The sequence below is a fragment of the Nocardioides dokdonensis FR1436 genome, assembly GCF_001653335.1.
In the GTDB taxonomy this organism is placed as follows: Bacteria; Actinomycetota; Actinomycetes; order Propionibacteriales; family Nocardioidaceae; genus Nocardioides; species Nocardioides dokdonensis.
In genome coordinates this window covers 1,046,210-1,062,510 of sequence record NZ_CP015079.1, presented here as the reverse complement: position 1 = coordinate 1,062,510, position 16,301 = coordinate 1,046,210, and the positions used below count along the sequence as shown (strand labels likewise).

13 protein-coding genes are annotated in these 16,301 nt (G+C 73.2%); 6 read left to right on the top strand and 7 right to left on the bottom strand.

Annotated features, from left to right (window positions below):
* Position 1: 1 nt before the first annotated feature.
* Complete coding sequence (locus tag I601_RS05090; RefSeq protein ID WP_068107080.1) at positions 2-664, bottom strand: hypothetical protein; 663 nt, start codon at positions 662-664, stop codon at positions 2-4.
* A gap of 64 nt (positions 665-728) precedes the next feature.
* Between I601_RS05090 and I601_RS05085 the strand changes: the two genes are divergently transcribed.
* Complete coding sequence (locus I601_RS05085; protein WP_068107078.1) at positions 729-2,252, top strand: amidohydrolase; 1,524 nt, start codon at positions 729-731, stop codon at positions 2,250-2,252.
* A 4-nt stretch (positions 2,253-2,256) separates the two neighbouring features.
* Here the strand turns inward: I601_RS05085 and I601_RS05080 are convergent, their stop codons facing one another.
* Positions 2,257-3,171, bottom strand: a complete 915-nt coding sequence (locus I601_RS05080; protein WP_068114402.1) for an SGNH/GDSL hydrolase family protein — start codon at positions 3,169-3,171, stop codon at positions 2,257-2,259.
* Positions 3,172-3,222: 51 nt separating this feature from the next.
* Entirely contained in the window at positions 3,223-4,428 is a 1,206-nt protein-coding gene (locus tag I601_RS05075) for a PucR family transcriptional regulator (protein ID WP_068107076.1), read from the bottom strand.
* 84 nt (positions 4,429-4,512) lie between these two features.
* Here I601_RS05075 and I601_RS05070 point away from each other — a divergent pair, with 84 nt between their 5' ends.
* On the top strand, positions 4,513-5,667 hold the full coding sequence (locus I601_RS05070) for a ferredoxin reductase (RefSeq protein WP_068107074.1): 1,155 nt from the start codon (positions 4,513-4,515) through the stop codon (positions 5,665-5,667).
* 38 nt (positions 5,668-5,705) lie between these two features.
* The gene (locus I601_RS05065; protein ID WP_068107072.1) at positions 5,706-6,941 is read left to right on the top strand and encodes a fatty acid desaturase family protein; all 1,236 of its coding nucleotides are present in this window, start codon (positions 5,706-5,708) and stop codon (positions 6,939-6,941) included.
* A gap of 21 nt (positions 6,942-6,962) precedes the next feature.
* Here I601_RS05065 and I601_RS05060 read toward each other — a convergent pair whose 3' ends face one another.
* Positions 6,963-8,204 (bottom strand): MFS transporter, encoded by a 1,242-nt coding sequence (locus I601_RS05060; RefSeq protein WP_068107070.1) that lies wholly within the window; start codon positions 8,202-8,204, stop codon positions 6,963-6,965.
* 79 nt (positions 8,205-8,283) lie between these two features.
* Complete coding sequence (locus I601_RS05055) at positions 8,284-9,903, bottom strand: AMP-binding protein (protein ID WP_068107067.1); 1,620 nt, start codon at positions 9,901-9,903, stop codon at positions 8,284-8,286.
* Between the two features lie 397 nt (positions 9,904-10,300).
* Between I601_RS05055 and I601_RS05050 the strand changes: the two genes are divergently transcribed.
* Positions 10,301-11,437 (top strand): IS110 family RNA-guided transposase, encoded by a 1,137-nt coding sequence (locus I601_RS05050; protein WP_237089559.1) that lies wholly within the window; start codon positions 10,301-10,303, stop codon positions 11,435-11,437.
* A 24-nt stretch (positions 11,438-11,461) separates the two neighbouring features.
* On the opposite strand, the gene I601_RS05045 is transcribed toward I601_RS05050, so the two are convergent.
* Positions 11,462-12,190, bottom strand: coding sequence for a Type 1 glutamine amidotransferase-like domain-containing protein (locus I601_RS05045; protein ID WP_068107062.1), 729 nt, complete (start codon positions 12,188-12,190; stop codon positions 11,462-11,464).
* A complete protein-coding gene (gene pgm, locus I601_RS05040) occupies positions 12,187-13,839 on the bottom strand; it encodes a phosphoglucomutase (alpha-D-glucose-1,6-bisphosphate-dependent) (protein ID WP_068107061.1) in 1,653 nt (550 codons plus the stop codon). The genes I601_RS05045 and pgm overlap by 4 nt, the downstream gene beginning before the upstream one ends.
* Positions 13,840-13,856: 17 nt before the next feature.
* Here pgm and I601_RS05035 point away from each other — a divergent pair, with 17 nt between their 5' ends.
* Both I601_RS05035 and I601_RS21090 read left to right on the top strand, forming a co-directional pair.
* Positions 13,857-14,702 carry a crotonase/enoyl-CoA hydratase family protein gene (locus tag I601_RS05035; protein ID WP_068107058.1) on the top strand — a complete coding sequence of 282 codons (846 nt, stop codon included), beginning with the start codon at positions 13,857-13,859 and terminating at the stop codon, positions 14,700-14,702.
* Complete coding sequence (locus I601_RS21090) at positions 14,699-16,201, top strand: hypothetical protein (protein ID WP_068107056.1); 1,503 nt, start codon at positions 14,699-14,701, stop codon at positions 16,199-16,201. Before I601_RS05035 ends, I601_RS21090 begins: the two co-directional genes overlap by 4 nt.
* Positions 16,202-16,301: the final 100 nt, after the last annotated feature.

The following is a 16,301-nucleotide window of genomic DNA, read 5'->3' as shown; positions in this document are numbered from 1 at the left end:
CTCAGCCGATGCGGGCGCTGTCGGCGATCCGGGTGATCAGCCGGGTCATGGCCTTGCTGTCGACCTCGCGCCCGACCATGCCGAGGTAGAACTGCGCGGTCTCACCGCTGCCGGGCGTGGTCAGCCACCGCTCGAGCGAGTGCCGGCGGTAGCCCCCGGCGACGTAGGACACCTCGAGGCTGTCGTAGCGCTCCTCCACGATCTCGAGGTCCTGGACCTCGGAGGCGGTGGCCAGCGCCCCGACCCGGGCGGCGCGGGCGGAGGGCACGCTCTGGAAGAGGTTGGCGACCTGGCGCACCCGCAGGAAGTAGAGGTTCTCGGCGTCGTCCGGGCTCGGCGGCGGGTACCAGCGCCACTCGCCCCCGGCCGAGTCGCTGCGCACCCAGCCGCGCGGCACCGACAGCGACACCGTGAAGGGCGGCGTGCCCAGCACCACCCGGCGCAGCGGCAGGTCCGCCTCGAGCGCGGGCTCCTCGCGGTCGTCGCGCACCAGCACCGGCCGGTCGGTCGGGTAGGCCGGTCCGGCGGCGGCCAGCGGTCGCACGTCGTCGGTCCGCGCGGGCCGGTCGTGGTCGGCGCGCGCGACGGCGTACCCCGCTGCTCCGCCCGCCAGGGCGAGGACGACCAGCAGGGCGGCTGCCGACCCGAGCCCGCGCACGCTCACGCGCCCACGGTAACGCGCGGGGGCGGTGGCGCCGGGAGGCACCCGTCGGCCCTACCGTGGCGTCATGAGCAGCCTGATCATCCGCCGCGCTCGACTGGTCCCCGTGCACGCGGGCGACGTCGTGCCCGACGCGCCCGTCGACGTCCTGGTCACCGACGGCACCGTCGCGGCCGTGGCTCCGCGCCTCGACCGTCCCGCCGGCACGCCCGAGGTCGACGCCGAGGGCCGCTGGGTGGTCCCGGGGCTGTGGGACCAGCACGTGCACCTGGCCCAGTGGACGCTCTCGTCGGGTCGCCTCGACCTCGCCGGCGCCCGCAGCCCCGAGGCCGCGCTCGCGATGGTCGCCGAGCGGGTCGCGGAGTACCCCGACCTCCCCGTCATCGGCTGGGGCCACCGCTCCGCCGGCTGGGACCGCGACGCCACCGTCTCCGAGCTCGACGCCGTCTCCGGCGAGACCCCCGTCGTGCTGATCTCCGGCGACGGCCACCACGCCTGGCTCAACACCCGGGCCCTGCTCTTCCTCGCGATGCCGGTGCGCGACTCCGTGGTGCGCGAGTCCGAGTGGTTCGCGGTCTACCCGCGCCTGGCCAGCCTCGTCGGCAACGACGGCACCTCGCCCGAGGCCTACCGCCGCACCCTCGACCACGCCGCGTCGATGGGCGTCGCGGGGCTCGTGGACTTCGAGTTCAGCGGCGGCGCCGACGAGTGGGCCGAGCGCTGGTCCGAGGGCTGCGACGTGCTGCGCGTGCGGATGGCGACGTACGCCGAGGGGCTCGACTCGGTGCTCGGCCACGGGCTGCGCAGCGGCGACCCCCTGCCGCTCGGCGACGGCCCGCGCGACCCTCGCCTCACCATGGGCCCGCTGAAGATCATCAGCGACGGCTCGCTCAACACCCGCACCGCCTGGTGCTGCGAGCCGTACGGCGACGCGCACCGCCTCGAGTACCCCTCCGGGCAGCCCAACCTCTCCGGCGCCGAGCTGCGCGAGCTGCTGCGCACCGCGCACGGCCACGGTCTCGAGGTGGCCACCCACGCGATCGGCGACGCGGCGGTCGCCGAGGCGCTGGCGTCGTACGCCGAGTCGGGCGCGCGCGGCTCGATCGAGCACGCCCAGATGGTCAACCGGGCCGATGTGCACGAGATGGCCCGGCTGGGCATCCGCGCCAGCGTCCAGCCGGCCCACCTGCTCGACGACCGCGACCTGACCGAGCGGATCTGGGGCGAGCGCTCGGCGCGGTGCTTCGCGTTCCGCTGGATGCTCGACGACGGCATGGAGCTCGCGCTGGGCTCCGACGCCCCGGTCTCCCCGCTCGACCCGTGGCTGGCGATGGCCGCCGCGGTGCACCGCAGCGGCGACGAGCGCGAGGCCTGGCACGGCGAGCACGCCCTCACCCCGCGCGAGGTGCTCGCCGCCTCCGTCGACGGTCAGGGCACGGTCGCCCCGGGCAGCCGCGGCGACCTGGTGCTGCTCGACGCGGACCCGCTGGACCCGACCGGGACCCCCGACGAGCAGGCCTCGCGGCTCAAGGCCATGCAGGTGGCCGGGACCTGGGTGGCCGGCCGAGAGGTGTTCACCACCCTCGACTGACGGGTCAGGAGCGCTGCAGCAGCCGGGCGATCTCGTCGGCGACCGCCTGCTGCTCCGCGGCGAAGGGGTGGTAGGCCAGTGCACGCTCCGGGTCGTTCTGCTGGCCGTTGATCCACGGGTCGTCGGCGCAGATGTCGTGGCCCCGGGTCAGCGCGAAGGCGTCGACGTACTCGACGTCGGCGGCCTTCGCGGCGTTCTCGAGCGCGTCCGAGAGCCCGCGGTTCACGCTGCGGGCGAAGGGCAGGTCGCCCTCGGCGATGGGCAGCAGGTCGGGGCAGGAGCCGGTCTCCGGGACGATCTGCGGGTAGCCGACCAGCAGCACCCGGGCCTGGGGGGCCCGGTCGACGACGCCCTGGAGCGCCGCGGTCACCCGCCCCTTCATCTCCTCGAGGTCGCGGGTCACGCTGCCGGTCGCCGCGTCGGTGCAGGGCGTGCCCTCGGGCTCCTGGGCCGCCGCGCCCACGCAGCCGGCGGTGAGCTTGCTGAACAGGCCGAAGTCGTTGCCGCCGATGCCGATCGTGACCAGGTCGGTGTCCTCGCTGAGCGCGTCGAACTGGGCGGGGCGGCTGCTGCCGTCGAAGGTCTGCTGCACCCCGACCAGCGACACGGTCTGCGCGCCGGCGCAGCTCACGTCCTCGAGGTCCGAGCCCAGCTCGGCCGCGACCAGGCTCGGGTAGTTGCCGCTGGAGCGCAGGCACCCGTCCTGGCCGTCGGTCTCGGGCACGAACGGCGCCGAGGTGTAGGAGTCGCCGAGCGCGACGTACGCCGGGTAGTCGCTCTCCGGCTGCGCCTCGCTGCTGTCCGGGGTCGTGGCGCTCCCGGTGGGGGTCTCGGAGGCACCCGGTTCGGCGCCCGACTCCCCGCACGCGCCCAGCGCGCCGATGAGCAGGACGGCGGTGGCGAGGCGGCGGAGGATCATGGTGCTCACGGTACGGCCCGCTCGCTCACCCCCGCCCGTGCAGCCGGCCGGTCAGCCCAGGGCGATGACCATCGCCAGCACCTTCTCCGGGTCCTCGAGGTCGTCACCGTAGAGCTCGCGCAGCTGGCCCATCCGGTAGCGCACGGTCTGGGCGTGCACGAACAGCTCGGCCGCCACGTCGTCGCGCCGGCCCTGGTGCAGCAGCCAGGAGCGCAGCGTCTCCGTGAGCTTCTGGGCGGTGCCCGGACGCAGGTCGGCGAGCGGCGCGAGGACCGCCGCGCGCAGGTCGGCGCGGGCGTCGGCGTCGGCGCTCAGCACCAGCTCCGGCAGGTGGGCCTCGGTGTCCGGCCCCAGTCCCAGGGTCCGGGTGCGGCGCGCCCGGTCGAGCGAGGCCCGCACCTCCAGCCAGGGCCGGGCGGGCCCGGCGACGGCGTCGAGGTCGGCGATCGTCCGCAGCAGGGCGCCCCGGGCACGACCGTGCGCGTCGGGCACCAGCAGCAGCCCGCCCTCACGGCCCTCGGTCGACTCGGGGGCCCCCGACGCCTCGGAGAGCTCGGCGGAGTCGACGACCGCGATCGTCGCCCGGGGCAGGGAGGCGAGCGCCGGACGCACCTGCGAGTCCGCGATCAGGACGGCGGTCAGCGTGGTCGGGGGCTCCCACTCCGCCCGGGTCGCTGTGTCCAGGACCGCCTCGGCGGGCGCCCCGGTGAGCAGCTGGCGCGCCAACCGCTCGACCAGCCGCTGGCGCACCCGACCAGCGGTGGCCAGCTCGTCGGAGTGCCCGGCCACGCTGGCGGCGGAGAGCTCGTCGATGTAGGCGAAGACCAGCTCGGCGAAGCCGGCCAGCGTCTCGGCGTCCATCCCGGCGCGCACCGCGGTGGCCGACATCTCCCGCCACGACACCCGCGCGCCGATCCGGTACGCCGACAGCAGCGCGTCGGTCGTGCGGCCGTTGCGGGCCTCGCCGCGGCCGAGCTGGTAGGCGCCCTCGGCGGCCGGCGCCGTCGGCGTCCGGGGGTTGGCGCCGCCTCTCCCGCCGGCCAGGGACAGGAAGCCGCCGAGCGCGATCCGCACCGCGCTGCGGATGTTCTCGCCCATCGACCCGGTCAGGGCGTCGTCGTAGGACGGCACCTCGTTGATGATCGCGGTGACGACCTTGTCGGCCACCGACGCCAGGTCCTCGCGCATCTCGGCGACCGCGCGGGCGGGCAGCGCGAGTCCGTGGCTGGCGGTGCTGCGAGGGAGGCGACGAGTCATGTTGTTCGCTCCGAACAAATGTGACGTAGGAATCTGCATCAGGTGCACAGGACTTTAGCGCTCAAGTCCAGCATGGTGGAACACATGACTTCCGTAGCCTTCCGAGACGCCTCCACCGGCACCCGCCCGTCGTGGTCGCACTCCCTGCGTCGCCAGGTGCGACGCGTCGCCGAGGCCGCCGTAACCCCGCTCGACGTCGACGACGTCCTCGACGTGTTCCACCCGCTGCGCCGCGGCGCCCCGCTGCGCGGACGGATCGTGGCCGTGCGCCCCGAGACCGCCGACGCGGCCACGCTCGAGATCAAGCCCGGCGCCTCCTGGGCCGGCCACGTGCCGGGCCAGTACGTGCGCATCGGCATCGACGTCGACGGCGTGCGCCACTGGCGCGCCTACTCCCTGACCCACGGCCCCCGCGCCGACGGCCTGATCTCGATCACCGTCAAGGCGGTCCCGGACGGCCACGTCAGCGACTACCTCGTGCACCACGCCGCCCCCGGCACCACGCTCCACCTCGAGCAGGCCGCCGGCGAGTTCGTGCTGCCCGACGCGGGCACCGCGGGCAAGCTGCTCTTCGTCACCGCCGGCTCCGGGATCACCCCGGTCATCGGGATGCTGCGCAACCTGTACCCCTCCACCGACACCGGCGTGCTGCGCCCCGCCCGCAGCGCCGACCTCGACATCGTCGTGGTGCACGTGGCCCCCAGCGAGCCCAGCTCGATCTTCCGGGCGGACCTGCAGGCGCTCGACACGGCCGGCGCCATCCGGCTCGTGGCCCGCTACGACGACCAGCACGGTGTGCTCGACGTCGCCGACCTGGACACCCTCGTGCCGGATCTCGCGGAGCGGCGTACCTTCGCGTGCGGCCCCGCCGGGCTGCTCGACGCGCTCGAGGCCCACCACGCCGAGGCCGGCATCGACCTGTTCGTCGAGCAGTTCCGCACCGCGCGCGTCGAGGCCGGGGCGGGCGGCACCGTCGCCTTCACCCAGGGCGGCACCACCCTCGAGGCCGACGGCGCCACCCCGATCCTGGACGCGGCCGAGGAGGCCGGCGTCCTGATGCCCAGCGGCTGCCGGATGGGCATCTGCATGGGCTGCGTCCTGCCGCTCAAGGAGGGTTCGGTGCGCGACCTGCGCAACGGGCAGGTCACCACCGCCGTCCCCGGCGAGACCGACCCCCGCGGCATCTTGATCCAGACCTGCGTGAGCGCCGCCGCCGGCGCCTGCTCCATCGACCACTGACTCCGCCACCGACTTCCACGCCGACTGAGGGAGACCCCATGACTGCCATCACCCGCAAGCCCGAGAACCCCACCGCCCATCTGACCGAGGCCGACATCGAGCAGATCGGCGTCGAGCTCGACGCGATCCGCCAGGACATCGTCGACAGCCGGGGCGCCTCCGACGCGGCGTACATCCGCAAGGTCATCGACGTGCAGCGCAAGCTCGAGCTCGGCAGCCGCGCGGTGCTGGTCGCCAGCATCTTTCCGCCGGCCTGGGTGCTGGGCACCGTCGGGCTGAGCGTGGCCAAGATCCTCGACAACATGGAGATCGGCCACAACATCATGCACGGCCAGTGGGACTGGATGCGTGACCCGAAGATCCACTCCAGCACCTGGGAGTGGGACAACGCCACCCCGTCGGACGCGTGGAAGCACAGCCACAACGAGGTGCACCACACGTACACGAACATCGTGGGCAAGGACAACGACCTCGGCTACGGCATCATGCGCGTCGACGAGGACCAGCGCTGGCACCCGATGTACCTCGCGCAGCCGCTGTGGAACTTCGTCAACGCCTGCCTCTTCGAGTACGGCATCGCCGCCTACGACCTCGAGCTGGGCCGCAACCTGCGGGTGCCCAAGGACAAGCGCAGCGAGACCTTCAAGCGCAACCTGAAGGGCACGCTCGGCAAGATCCGCAAGCAGGCCACCAAGGACTACGTCGTCCACCCGGTGCTGTCGATCCCGACCGGCTCCTTCCTGCCGACCCTGGCCGCCAACGCCACCGCCAACGTGGTGCGCAACCTGTGGACGCACTCGGTGATCATGTGCGGCCACTTCCCCGAGGGCGTGGAGACCTTCGAGAAGAAGGCGATCCCGGAGAAGGAGACCCGCGGCGAGTGGTACCTGCGCCAGATGCTCGGCTCGGCCAACATCTCCGGCTCCAAGGCGATGCACCTGATGACCGGCAACCTCTCGCACCAGATCGAGCACCACCTGTTCCCCGACCTGCCGTCGAACCGGTACGCCGAGATCGCCCCGCAGGTGAAGGCGCTCTTCGCCAAGTACGACCTGAACTACCACGAGGCGTCGCTGCCGGCGCAGGTCTACTCGGCCTGGCACAAGGTCGTGCGCCTCTCGCTGCCGAACGACTTCATGGCCACCACGACCGTGAAGAACCTGCCCAGCCAGCTCAAGACGCTCTACGCGATGTCCACCAAGGGCCCCAAGGTCCGTCGCGCGGCCCAGGCCCGGCTGCAGCAGCAGGCGCGCCGCCTCACCACCGCGGCCTGAGCACCGGCCCGGTCACCACCCTCAGACCCGAGGGAGGGTGACCGGGTCCATCGGGTGCGCGGCCTGGACCGCGGCGTGCAGGCGTCGCTGCTGGGTGAGCATCAGCACGGCCGCCAGCACCGTGGTCGTCACGGTCACCGAGAAGGCCGCGGTCGAGCCGTGGTCGTCGGCCAGCCGGCCGGCGACCGAGGAGCCGAGCGCGTAGCCGATGCCGGTGGCACTGGCCAGGGTCGTCATCGCGGCGCCCACGCGGGGCAGCGGCACGACCCGCTCGGCGAGCGAGAAGACCGCGATCATGTACGGCGCCACCGCGCAGCCCAGGAACAGCACGACCAGGGTCGCGCCCAGCAGGCTGTCGACGAGCAGCAGCGGCCACGACAGCGCCACCAGCGCGAACGCCGCGACGAGGGCACGCCGCTCGTGGCCGATCCGCGCCGGCAGGTACGCCGTCGCGATGCCGGCCACCGCGCTGCCGACGCCGAGCGTGGCGTGCACCAGGCCCGCGACACCCGGGGTGCCGGCCTCGGTCGCGAGCACCGTGGCGCCGGTCTGGGTGGCGCCGAAGAGCACGCCCACGAACAGCTGCGCCGCGGCGAGGACCACGAAGACCCGGGTGACCAGCGGCCCGTGACCGGGGCTGGTCGAGTCGTGCCGGGCGACCAGGGCCGCCGACCCGTCGAGCGCGAAGGCGCTGCCGAAGACGGCGAGGAGCACGGCGGCGGCGATCAGGCCGCCGCTGGGCGAGACGAGCACGGCGGCCAGGCCGATCAGCGCCGGGCCGAGCGCGAAGGACGCCTCGTCGGCGGCGCCCTCGTAGGAGAAGGCGGCGTCGACCAGGCGGCGCTGGTGCGGCCGGCCCTCGGTCAGCGGACGCCAGCGCACCCGGGCCAGCGGGCCGACCTGGGGCGTGGCGAGACCGGTGAGGGCGGCCACGGCGACCACGGTCAGGTCGCTGACCCCGGCGTCGACGACGCCCACCAGGGCGATCAGGCCGGTGGCGCCGAGCAGCGACTGCACGAGCACGACGGGGCGCTGGCCGATCCGGTCGGCCAGGGAACCGGCGAGCGGGGCGCCGACCGCGTTGGCGACCGCCAGCGCACCGGCCGACAGGCCGCCGAGGCCGTAGCTGCCGGAGGCGGTGGAGACGAGCAGGAGGGTGCCGAGCTGGCTCATGGCCAGGGGCAGCCGGCCGAGGAAGGCGACCAGCACGTAGAGGGGGCCGGCGATGTTGATGAGCTGGCGGTAGGAAGCGAGCGGACTCACGGTCGTGCCTTTCGAGCGCGTCGAGCAGACGCGCCGAACCCACCTCCAAGCGCGCGTTGAACCCTCTGCACCGCCCAGGCTACAGCTCGAGCAGGCGGGTGGTCTCCTCGCGCATCTCGACCTTGCGGATCTTGCCGGTCACGGTCATCGGGAACTCCTCGACGACCAGCACGTAGCGGGGGATCTTGAAGTGGGCCAGGCGGCCCTCGCAGAAGGCCCGCACCGCGGCGGTGTCCAGCGGCTGCGCGCCCTCGCGCAGGCGCACCCACGCGCACAGCTCCTCGCCGTACCGCTCGTCGGGCACGCCGATGACCTGCACGTCCTCGATGTCCGGGTGGGTGTGCAGGAACTCCTCGACCTCGCGCGGGTAGACGTTCTCCCCGCCGCGGATCACCATGTCCTTGATCCGGCCCACGATCGTGCAGTAGCCGTCCTCGCGCATCACGGCGAGGTCGCCGGTGTGCATCCAGCCGTCGGCGTCGATCGCCTCGGCGGTGCGGTCGGCGTCGTCCCAGTAGCCGCGCATCACCGAGTAGCCCCGGGTGCAGTACTCGCCGGGCTCGCCGCGCGGGACGGTCGCGCCGGTGACTGGGTCGACGACCTTGATCTCCAGGTGCGGGTGCACCCGGCCGATGGTCGCCGTACGCCGCTCGAGGTCGTCGTCGACGCGGGTCTGGCAGCTCACCGGCGAGGTCTCGGTCATCCCGTAGGCGATCGCGACCTCGTCCATGTGCATGTCCTCCACGCACCGCTTCATCACCTCGACCGGGCAGACCGAGCCGGCCATGATCCCGGTCCGCAGCGTCGAGAGATCGTGCTCGGCGAAGGTCGGGTGCGCCTGCATGGCGATGAACATCGTGGGCACCCCGTAGACGCCGGTGCAGCGCTCCTCGGCGATGGTGCGCAGCGTGATCTCGGGGTCGAAGCCGGGGGCGGGGATCACCATCGTGGTGCCGTGCGAGGTGCACCCCAGGTTGCCCATCACCATCCCGAAGCAGTGGTAGAAGGGCACCGGGATGCACAGCCGGTCCTCCGGACCGAGGCGGATGAGCTCGGTGGTCATGAAGCCGTTGCCCAGGATGTTGCGGTGCGTCAGGGTGGCGCCCTTGGGGTAGCCGGTGGTGCCCGAGGTGTACTGGATGTTGATCGGGTCGTCGGGGTGCAGCGACCCGGCGCGCTCGCGCAGCGCCTCCGCGGTGACCGCCTCGCCGCCGGCGAGGAGCGCGTCCCAGGCGTCGGTGCCGATGTGCACCACCCGGCGCAGGTCGGGGCACTGCGGGGCCACCTCGCGCATCATGGCGACGTAGTCGCTGGTCTTGAAGGCGGTCGCCGCGACCATCAGCGCGAGCCCGCTCTGGTTGATCGCGTAGGCCAGCTCGTGGCTGCGGTAGGCCGGGTTCACGTTGACCAGCACGGCGCCGGTGCGGGCCGCGGCGTACTGCACGAGGGTCCACTCGGCGCAGTTCGGCGCCCAGATCCCCACCCGGTCCCCGACCCCGATGCCGGCCGCCATCAGCCCCCGGGCGACCCGGTCGACGTCGTCCTCCAGCTCGCGCCAGGTCCAGCGCCGCCCGGTGGCCACCTCGACCAGCGCCTCACGCTCGGGGTGGGCGGCCACGGTGCGGGACAGGTCCGCCCCGATGGTGGTGTCCGGCAGCGGTGGCTCGGTGGGTCCGGCGGCGTACGAGTCCTGGGTCACATGCGTACCCCACCAGGCTCGCCCGGTCTCGACAACCCCTGGTCGTCGGTCGAGCAGGGAGGGCCGAAGGCTCGAGCGTCCGTCGAGACCCCGTGACTCCAAGGCGTGCGGTGAGCGCGGTCCTCACGGGGTCTCGACGACGCTCCTCGCTGGCGCTCGTCGCTGCTCGACAGTGACGATACGAATGGAGTGCCTGGTGGCAGGTCGTCCTGACTCGCTGCTCGACTGACCATGGTGTCCATCGCTGGATCTGTCGGTCGGTCTGCTGCCGGGTGCTGCACCCAGCCAGGCGGGGGCCTCGTGACTTCATAGGAGCTTGTGCCCAGCCGTCACTGATCACTGTCCTGTCCGCTGCCCTCGCCTGGCTGGCGCCACCGCCACCACAAGAGGAGACGGCATGACCACCATGACATCTGCACCACCCGTATCGCACTGCACCCACGAGGAGACCAGCGCTGCCTTCGGTGATCCGCCGTCGCCACGGGTCGGGGTGATCGGCGGAGTCGACACCCACCGCGATCAGCACGTCGCTGCCGCCCTCGACTCACTGGGACGCCTGCTAGGCATCGAATACTTCGACGCTGACACATCCGGCCATCGGGCCCTGCTGGCCTGGCTGGAATCGTTCGGACCGGTGCTGATGATCGGCATCGAGGGCACCGGCGCCTACGGCCTAGGACTCGCACGCCACCTGGCCACAGCCACCACCGCCGACCTGATCGAGGTCGATCGACCAGATCGACGCACGCGCCGGCTCAAGGGCAAGTCCGACCCCATCGACGCCGAAGCCGCCGCCCGCGCGGCGTGGTCGGGAGCGCACACCGGCACTCCCAAGGCCCGCGACGGACGCATCGAAGCGCTGCGCAACCTGCGTGTCGCTCGACGCTCAGCAGTCCAGCAACGCGCCGACGTCGTGCGCCAGATCAAAGCACTGATCGTGACCGCCGAGGACGACCTACGCCACCGCCTGCGTCACCTAGACACCCCCACATTGGTGCGCACCTGCGCCGCACTGCGACCCGACCCCGCGCACATCGCAGAGCCCCTGCACGCCACCAAGGCCGCCCTGCGCAGCCTCGCCCGCCGTCACCGCCACCTCAGCGAGGAGATCACCGACCTCGAGGCGCTGATCCACCCCCTGGTCGAACAGATCAACCCCGCCCTGATGGCCATCAACGGCATCGGACACGACTGCGCCGGACAGCTCCTGGTCACCGCCGGCGCCAACCCCGAACGCATCCACACCGAAGCAGCCTTCGCGATGCTCGTCGGCACCGCGCCGGTCCCGGCCTCCTCAGGCCAAACCCACCGCACGAGGCTCAACCGCGGCGGCGACCGTCAGGCCAACGCTGCCATCCACCGCGTCCTGCTCTCACGAATGCGCTGGCACAAACCCACCAAGACCTACCTCGCCCGCCGCGTCAACCAACGCGACCTCTCCAAACGCGAAGCAGCCCGCATCCTCAAGCGCTACATCACCCGCGAGATCTACCCCGCCCTGATCAACCCCCACCACGGACTTGACCATCCATAGGAGCATCCAACGGTGGTGGGGAGGTCAGGCCAGCAGGCGGACGTCGAGGGGCTCCTCGACCGCCTCGTCGCCCTGGCGGCGCACGCGGAAGGCCCGGGCGCCGGGGCGCTCGGAGACGGCTTCGACGAGCTCTCCGTCGCGCCACAGCAGGGCGGCGCCGTCGTCGGCGGCGTACCCGTCGGGCAGGCGGCCGGTGGCGACCAGGTCCAGGTACGTCGGGCGGCGCTCGGCCTCGCCGTCGTAGTGCGGGCAGGCGCTGCCGGGCAGCAGCCCCACGCCGTCGGACAGGCCCGCCAGGGGGCCGTAGGAGTCGGTGACCGAGGCGTCGTACCAGCAGTTCATGCCGGCGCTGATGCCGGTGAGGACGGTGCCGGCCCCCGCTGCCTCGCGCAGCAGCGCGTCGAGGCCGTGCAGGCGCCACAGCACCAGCAGGTTGGCCGTCGAGCCACCGCCGACGTAGATGACGTCCTGCGCCAGCACGTGGGCGCGCAGGTCACCGCCGGGGATCGTCCCGTAGTCGAAGAGCTGCACGGTGGACGTCTCCGCGCGGCCGGCGAAGGCGGTCTCGAAGCGCTCGATGTAGCCGGGGGAGTCGCCGCTGGCGGTGCCCACGAAGCAGACCCGCGGCGGGCCGTCGGCACCGCGCGGCACCGGCACCAGGGACAGCAGCAGGTCGTCGAGCGGCGCCGGGACGGACACGTCGTCGGCCATCGAGAAGCCGCCACCGCCCATCGTCAGGATGGTGCCCGTCATCCGGCGCTGCCACCGAGCGCGGCGCTGACGACCTCGCGGGCCTCCGCCTGCACCTGGGCGAGGTGCTCGGGCCCGCGGAAGGACTCGGCGTAGATCTTGTAGACGGCCTCGGTGCCGGAGGGCCGCGCGGCGAACCACGCCGACTCGGTGGTCACCTTGAGGCCACCGATCGCGGCGCCGTTGCCGGGGGCCTCGGTGAGCCGGGCGGTGATCGGCTCACCGGCGAGCTCGGTGGCGGTCACGGCGTCGGGGCTCAGCGCCGCGAGCGCAGCCTTCTGCTCGCGGGTGGCCGGCGCGTCCACACGGGCGTACGCCGGGTCGCCGTGCTCGGCGACCAGGGCGGCGTAGCGCTGCGACGGGGTCTCGCCGGTGGTCGCCAGGATCTCGGCGCCGAGCAGGCACAGCAGCAGGCCGTCCTTGTCGGTCGTCCAGGTCGAGCCGTCGCGGCGCAGGAACGAGGCGCCCGCGGACTCCTCGCCGCCGAAGCCGAAGGAGCCGTCGAGCAGCCCGGGGACGAACCACTTGAACCCGACCGGCACCTCGACCAGCGGCTTCCCGACGCCCGCCGCGACCCGGTCGATCATCGAGGAGGAGACCAGGGTCTTGCCGATCCGCGCGGTGTCGGGCCAGTCGGGACGGGCGCCGCCGAAGAGGTGCCCGATCGCCACGGCCAGGAAGTGGTTGGGGTTCATCAGCCCGGCGTCGGGAGTGACGATGCCGTGCCGGTCGGCGTCGGCGTCGTTGCCGGTCGCGATGTCGTAGGCGTCCTTCTGGGCCACCAGCGAGGCCATCGCCGACGGCGAGGAGCAGTCCATCCGGATCTTGCCGTCCCAGTCGAGCGTCATGAAGCGCCACGTGGGGTCGACGAGGGGGTTGACCACGGTCAGGTCGAGCCCGTGGCGCTCGGCGATCTCGCCCCAGTAGCCCACCGACGCGCCGCCCAGCGGGTCGGCGCCGATGCGCACCCCGGCCCGGCGGATCGCCTCGAGGTCGACCACGCTCGGCAGGTCGTCGACGTACGTCCCGAGGAAGTCGTACGCCGCCGCCGCGGCGCGGGCCCGCGCGAACGGCACCCGGCGCACGCCGTCGAGGCCGGCGCGGACCAGCTCGTTGGCACGCGCCGCGATCACCTTCGTGGCGTCGGAGTCGGCCGGGCCGCCGTGCGGCGGGTTGTACTTGAAACCGCCGTCGGCCGGCGGGTTGTGCGACGGGGTGACCACGATCCCGTCGGCGAGGCCCGGCCCGTCGGTGCGCCCCTTGTTGGCGCGCAGGATCGCGTGCGAGACCGCCGGCGTGGGCGTGTAGCCGTCGCGGTCGTCGACCAGCACGGTGACGTCGTTGGCGATGAGCACCTCGAGCGCGGTCGACCACGCCGGCTCCGAGAGCGCATGGGTGTCGCGACCCAGGAACAGCGGGCCGTCGTAGCCCTGCTCGCGGCGGTACTCGCAGATGGCCTGGGTGGTGGCCAGGATGTGGGTCTCGTTGAAGGCGGTGCGCAGCGAGGTGCCCCGGTGCCCGCTGGTGCCGAAGGCGACCTGCTGGTCGGGGTCGTCGGGGTCGGGGACGCCGGTGTAGTAGGCGGTCACGACGTGCGCGACGTCGATCAGGTCGCCCGGCTCGGCGAGGGTCCCGGCACGCTCATGGCTCATGAGGGCATCATTCACCCATGAGCAGCCGTGCGACCAGCAGTGACCCCAGCAGTGAGCGGAGCAGTGCCCTGAGCGGGGTCTCCTGCAGCATCGAGGACGGCATCGCCCACGTCCGGCTCGACCGTGCGGAGAAGCTCAACGCGCTGACCCTCCAGCTGCTCGACGACCTGGTGGCGACGGCGCGCAGGCTGCGCCGCGACAGGTCCGTGCGCGCGGTCGTCGTCTCCGGCGAGGGGGACGCCTTCTGCGCCGGTCTCGACTTCGCCTCGGTGCTGCGGGAGCCGGCACGGGTCGCCCTGGCCTTCGCCCCGCGCCCGTGGCGCGGCACCAACACCTTCCAGGAGGCCTGCTGGGCCTGGCGCCGGCTGCCGGTGCCGGTGATCGCGGCCGTGCACGGGCACTGCCTCGGCGGCGGCCTGCAGATCGCGCTCGCGGCCGACTTCCGGATCGCGACACCCGACTCGCAGTGGTCGGTGCTCGAGGGCAAGTGGGGGATCATCCCCGACATGTCCGGGGTGCGCTCGCTCAAGGAGGTCGTCGGGATCGACGTCGCCAAGCGCCTGACCATGACCGCCGAGACGGTGTCGGGCAAGCAGGCCCACGACCTGGGCCTGGTCAGCGAGCTCGACAGCGACCCCGTGGCGGCGGCGTACGCGCTCGCGGAGCGGCTCAAGGGCCGCTCGCCCGACCAGCTCGCGGCGGCCAAGCGGCTCTTCGACGACACCTGGACCTCCAGCGCCCGGCACACCTTCTTCCGCGAGCGGGTGGAGCAGGCGTGGCTGCTGGCCGCACGCAACACCAAGGTCGCCCGCGAGGCGGCGTTCAAGCGGGTCGCCCCGGAGTTCGGGCCGCGCCAGCGTTGAGGTTCCAGCGCACGGTCGTCCTGCTGGGCCTGGGCCTGCTGTGGTTCTGGCTCGGGCCGCTGGTGCTGTTGACGGCGCTCGCGACGCTGGCACACCCGCGTGCACGCCGCTTCTGGCGCCCGACCCGCCGGGTCCTCGGCGGCTGGGCGCTCGCGCTCGTGGTGGTCACCGGCGTGGTGCTCGTGCTGCCCGACGGGGTGCTGCCGGTGCCGACCGGGTCGGGCGCGCTGGTGACCCCCGGTTACACCGGCCGCCCGTTCACCGCGCAGCCGATCACGCTCGAGGACGGCGCGGAGCCGGCCCCCGGCCCGCTCGGGCTCAGCCCCGACGTCGACTCCGCGTGGTACGGCCTGGAGCAGTGCGACGGCCTGACCTTCGACGACCAGGACCGCATCGTCGGCCTGTGCGGCACCCGCGCGGGTCCGCAGCTGCGGGTGATCGACCCCGACTCGATGCGCCCGCGGGCCACCAAGGACCTGTCCGAGCGTGACGGCTGCGCGCCCGCCTCCTTCCACCTCGACGACTCCGGCCGGGTGGTCGTGCCGACCAGCGGGAACCGGGTGCTCGTGGTCGCGACCGCCGACGGTGCGGACGAGCCCGACCTGACCACCGAGGAGACCCACGACCTCACCGGCGTGGTGCCCGACGACGACTGCTTGGTGGCCACGCTGTCGGACGCCGACGGACGCACCTGGTTCGTCAGCCGCGCCGGCCGCGCCGGCTTCGTCGACCCGCTCGGTGGGCCGCCGCAGGGGCTGGACCTCGGCGAGGAGGTCGCCCGTCCGCTGAGCGCCGGGGCCGATGGGGGTGTGTACGTCGCCACCGTCGCCGCTGTGCACCGCCTCGACGTGCGCGGTGGCACGCCGGTCCTGTCCTGGAGCACCACCTACGAGCGCGGCAGCGACACCAAGCCCGGCCAGCTCAGCCAGGGCAGCGGCAGCACCCCGACCGTGCTGCCCGACGGGCTGGTCGCCTTCACCGACAACGCCAACCCGCGGATGCACGTCGTGGTCCTCGACACCGCGGACGGTTCCCGCGTCTGCCAGGCCGAGGTCTTCGAGGACGACGCGTCGGCCGCCGAGGGCTCCCTGGTCGCGGTCGGGCGCGGGGTCGTGGTGGCCAACACGCACGGCTACACCGGCCCGCTGCGCACCCTCCTCGGCCGCGTGCCTGCCGGCGGGCTGGCCCGCATCGACGTGGTGGGTCGCGAGTGCGTCCCCGCCTGGACCTCCGAGGTGGTCTCGCCCTCCTCGACGCCGGCGCTCTCGCTGAAGACCGGGCTCGTCTACGCCGCCACCAAGCGCAAGAGCTGGCTGGGCGTCGACGCGTGGTACCTCACCGCCCTCGACGTCCGCACCGGCCGCACCGCCTTCTCCGTGCGCACCGGCCGCGGCGTCCTGCACGACGACCACCGCTCGGCCGTCACGCTCGGCCCCGACGGGGCGGCGTACGTCGCCACCCTGGCCGGGCTCGTCCGCGTCCGCGACGAGCAGCGCTGAGATCGCCCTGCATGAGTCCCCGGTCGGCCGGGGACTCATGCACTTGTCAGGCGTTGCAACACCCGACAAGTGCGCGACTCGCCCGTCCAGTCCCCGGGAA

Excerpts from the sequence above, each read along its gene's own strand:
- I601_RS05085 (WP_068107078.1), top strand. The coding sequence starts at position 729 with ATGAGCAGCCTGATCATCCGCCGCGCTCGACTGGTCCCCGTGCACGCG.
- I601_RS05080 (WP_068114402.1), bottom strand. The coding sequence starts at position 3,171 with ATGATCCTCCGCCGCCTCGCCACCGCCGTCCTGCTCATCGGCGCGCTG.
- I601_RS05075 (WP_068107076.1), bottom strand. The coding sequence starts at position 4,428 with ATGACTCGTCGCCTCCCTCGCAGCACCGCCAGCCACGGACTCGCGCTG.
- I601_RS05070 (WP_068107074.1), top strand. The coding sequence starts at position 4,513 with ATGACTTCCGTAGCCTTCCGAGACGCCTCCACCGGCACCCGCCCGTCG.
- I601_RS05065 (WP_068107072.1), top strand. The coding sequence starts at position 5,706 with ATGACTGCCATCACCCGCAAGCCCGAGAACCCCACCGCCCATCTGACC.
- I601_RS05050 (WP_237089559.1), top strand. The coding sequence starts at position 10,301 with ATGACCACCATGACATCTGCACCACCCGTATCGCACTGCACCCACGAG.
- I601_RS05045 (WP_068107062.1), bottom strand. The coding sequence starts at position 12,190 with ATGACGGGCACCATCCTGACGATGGGCGGTGGCGGCTTCTCGATGGCC.
- pgm (WP_068107061.1), bottom strand. The coding sequence starts at position 13,839 with ATGAGCCATGAGCGTGCCGGGACCCTCGCCGAGCCGGGCGACCTGATC.
- I601_RS05035 (WP_068107058.1), top strand. The coding sequence starts at position 13,857 with ATGAGCAGCCGTGCGACCAGCAGTGACCCCAGCAGTGAGCGGAGCAGT.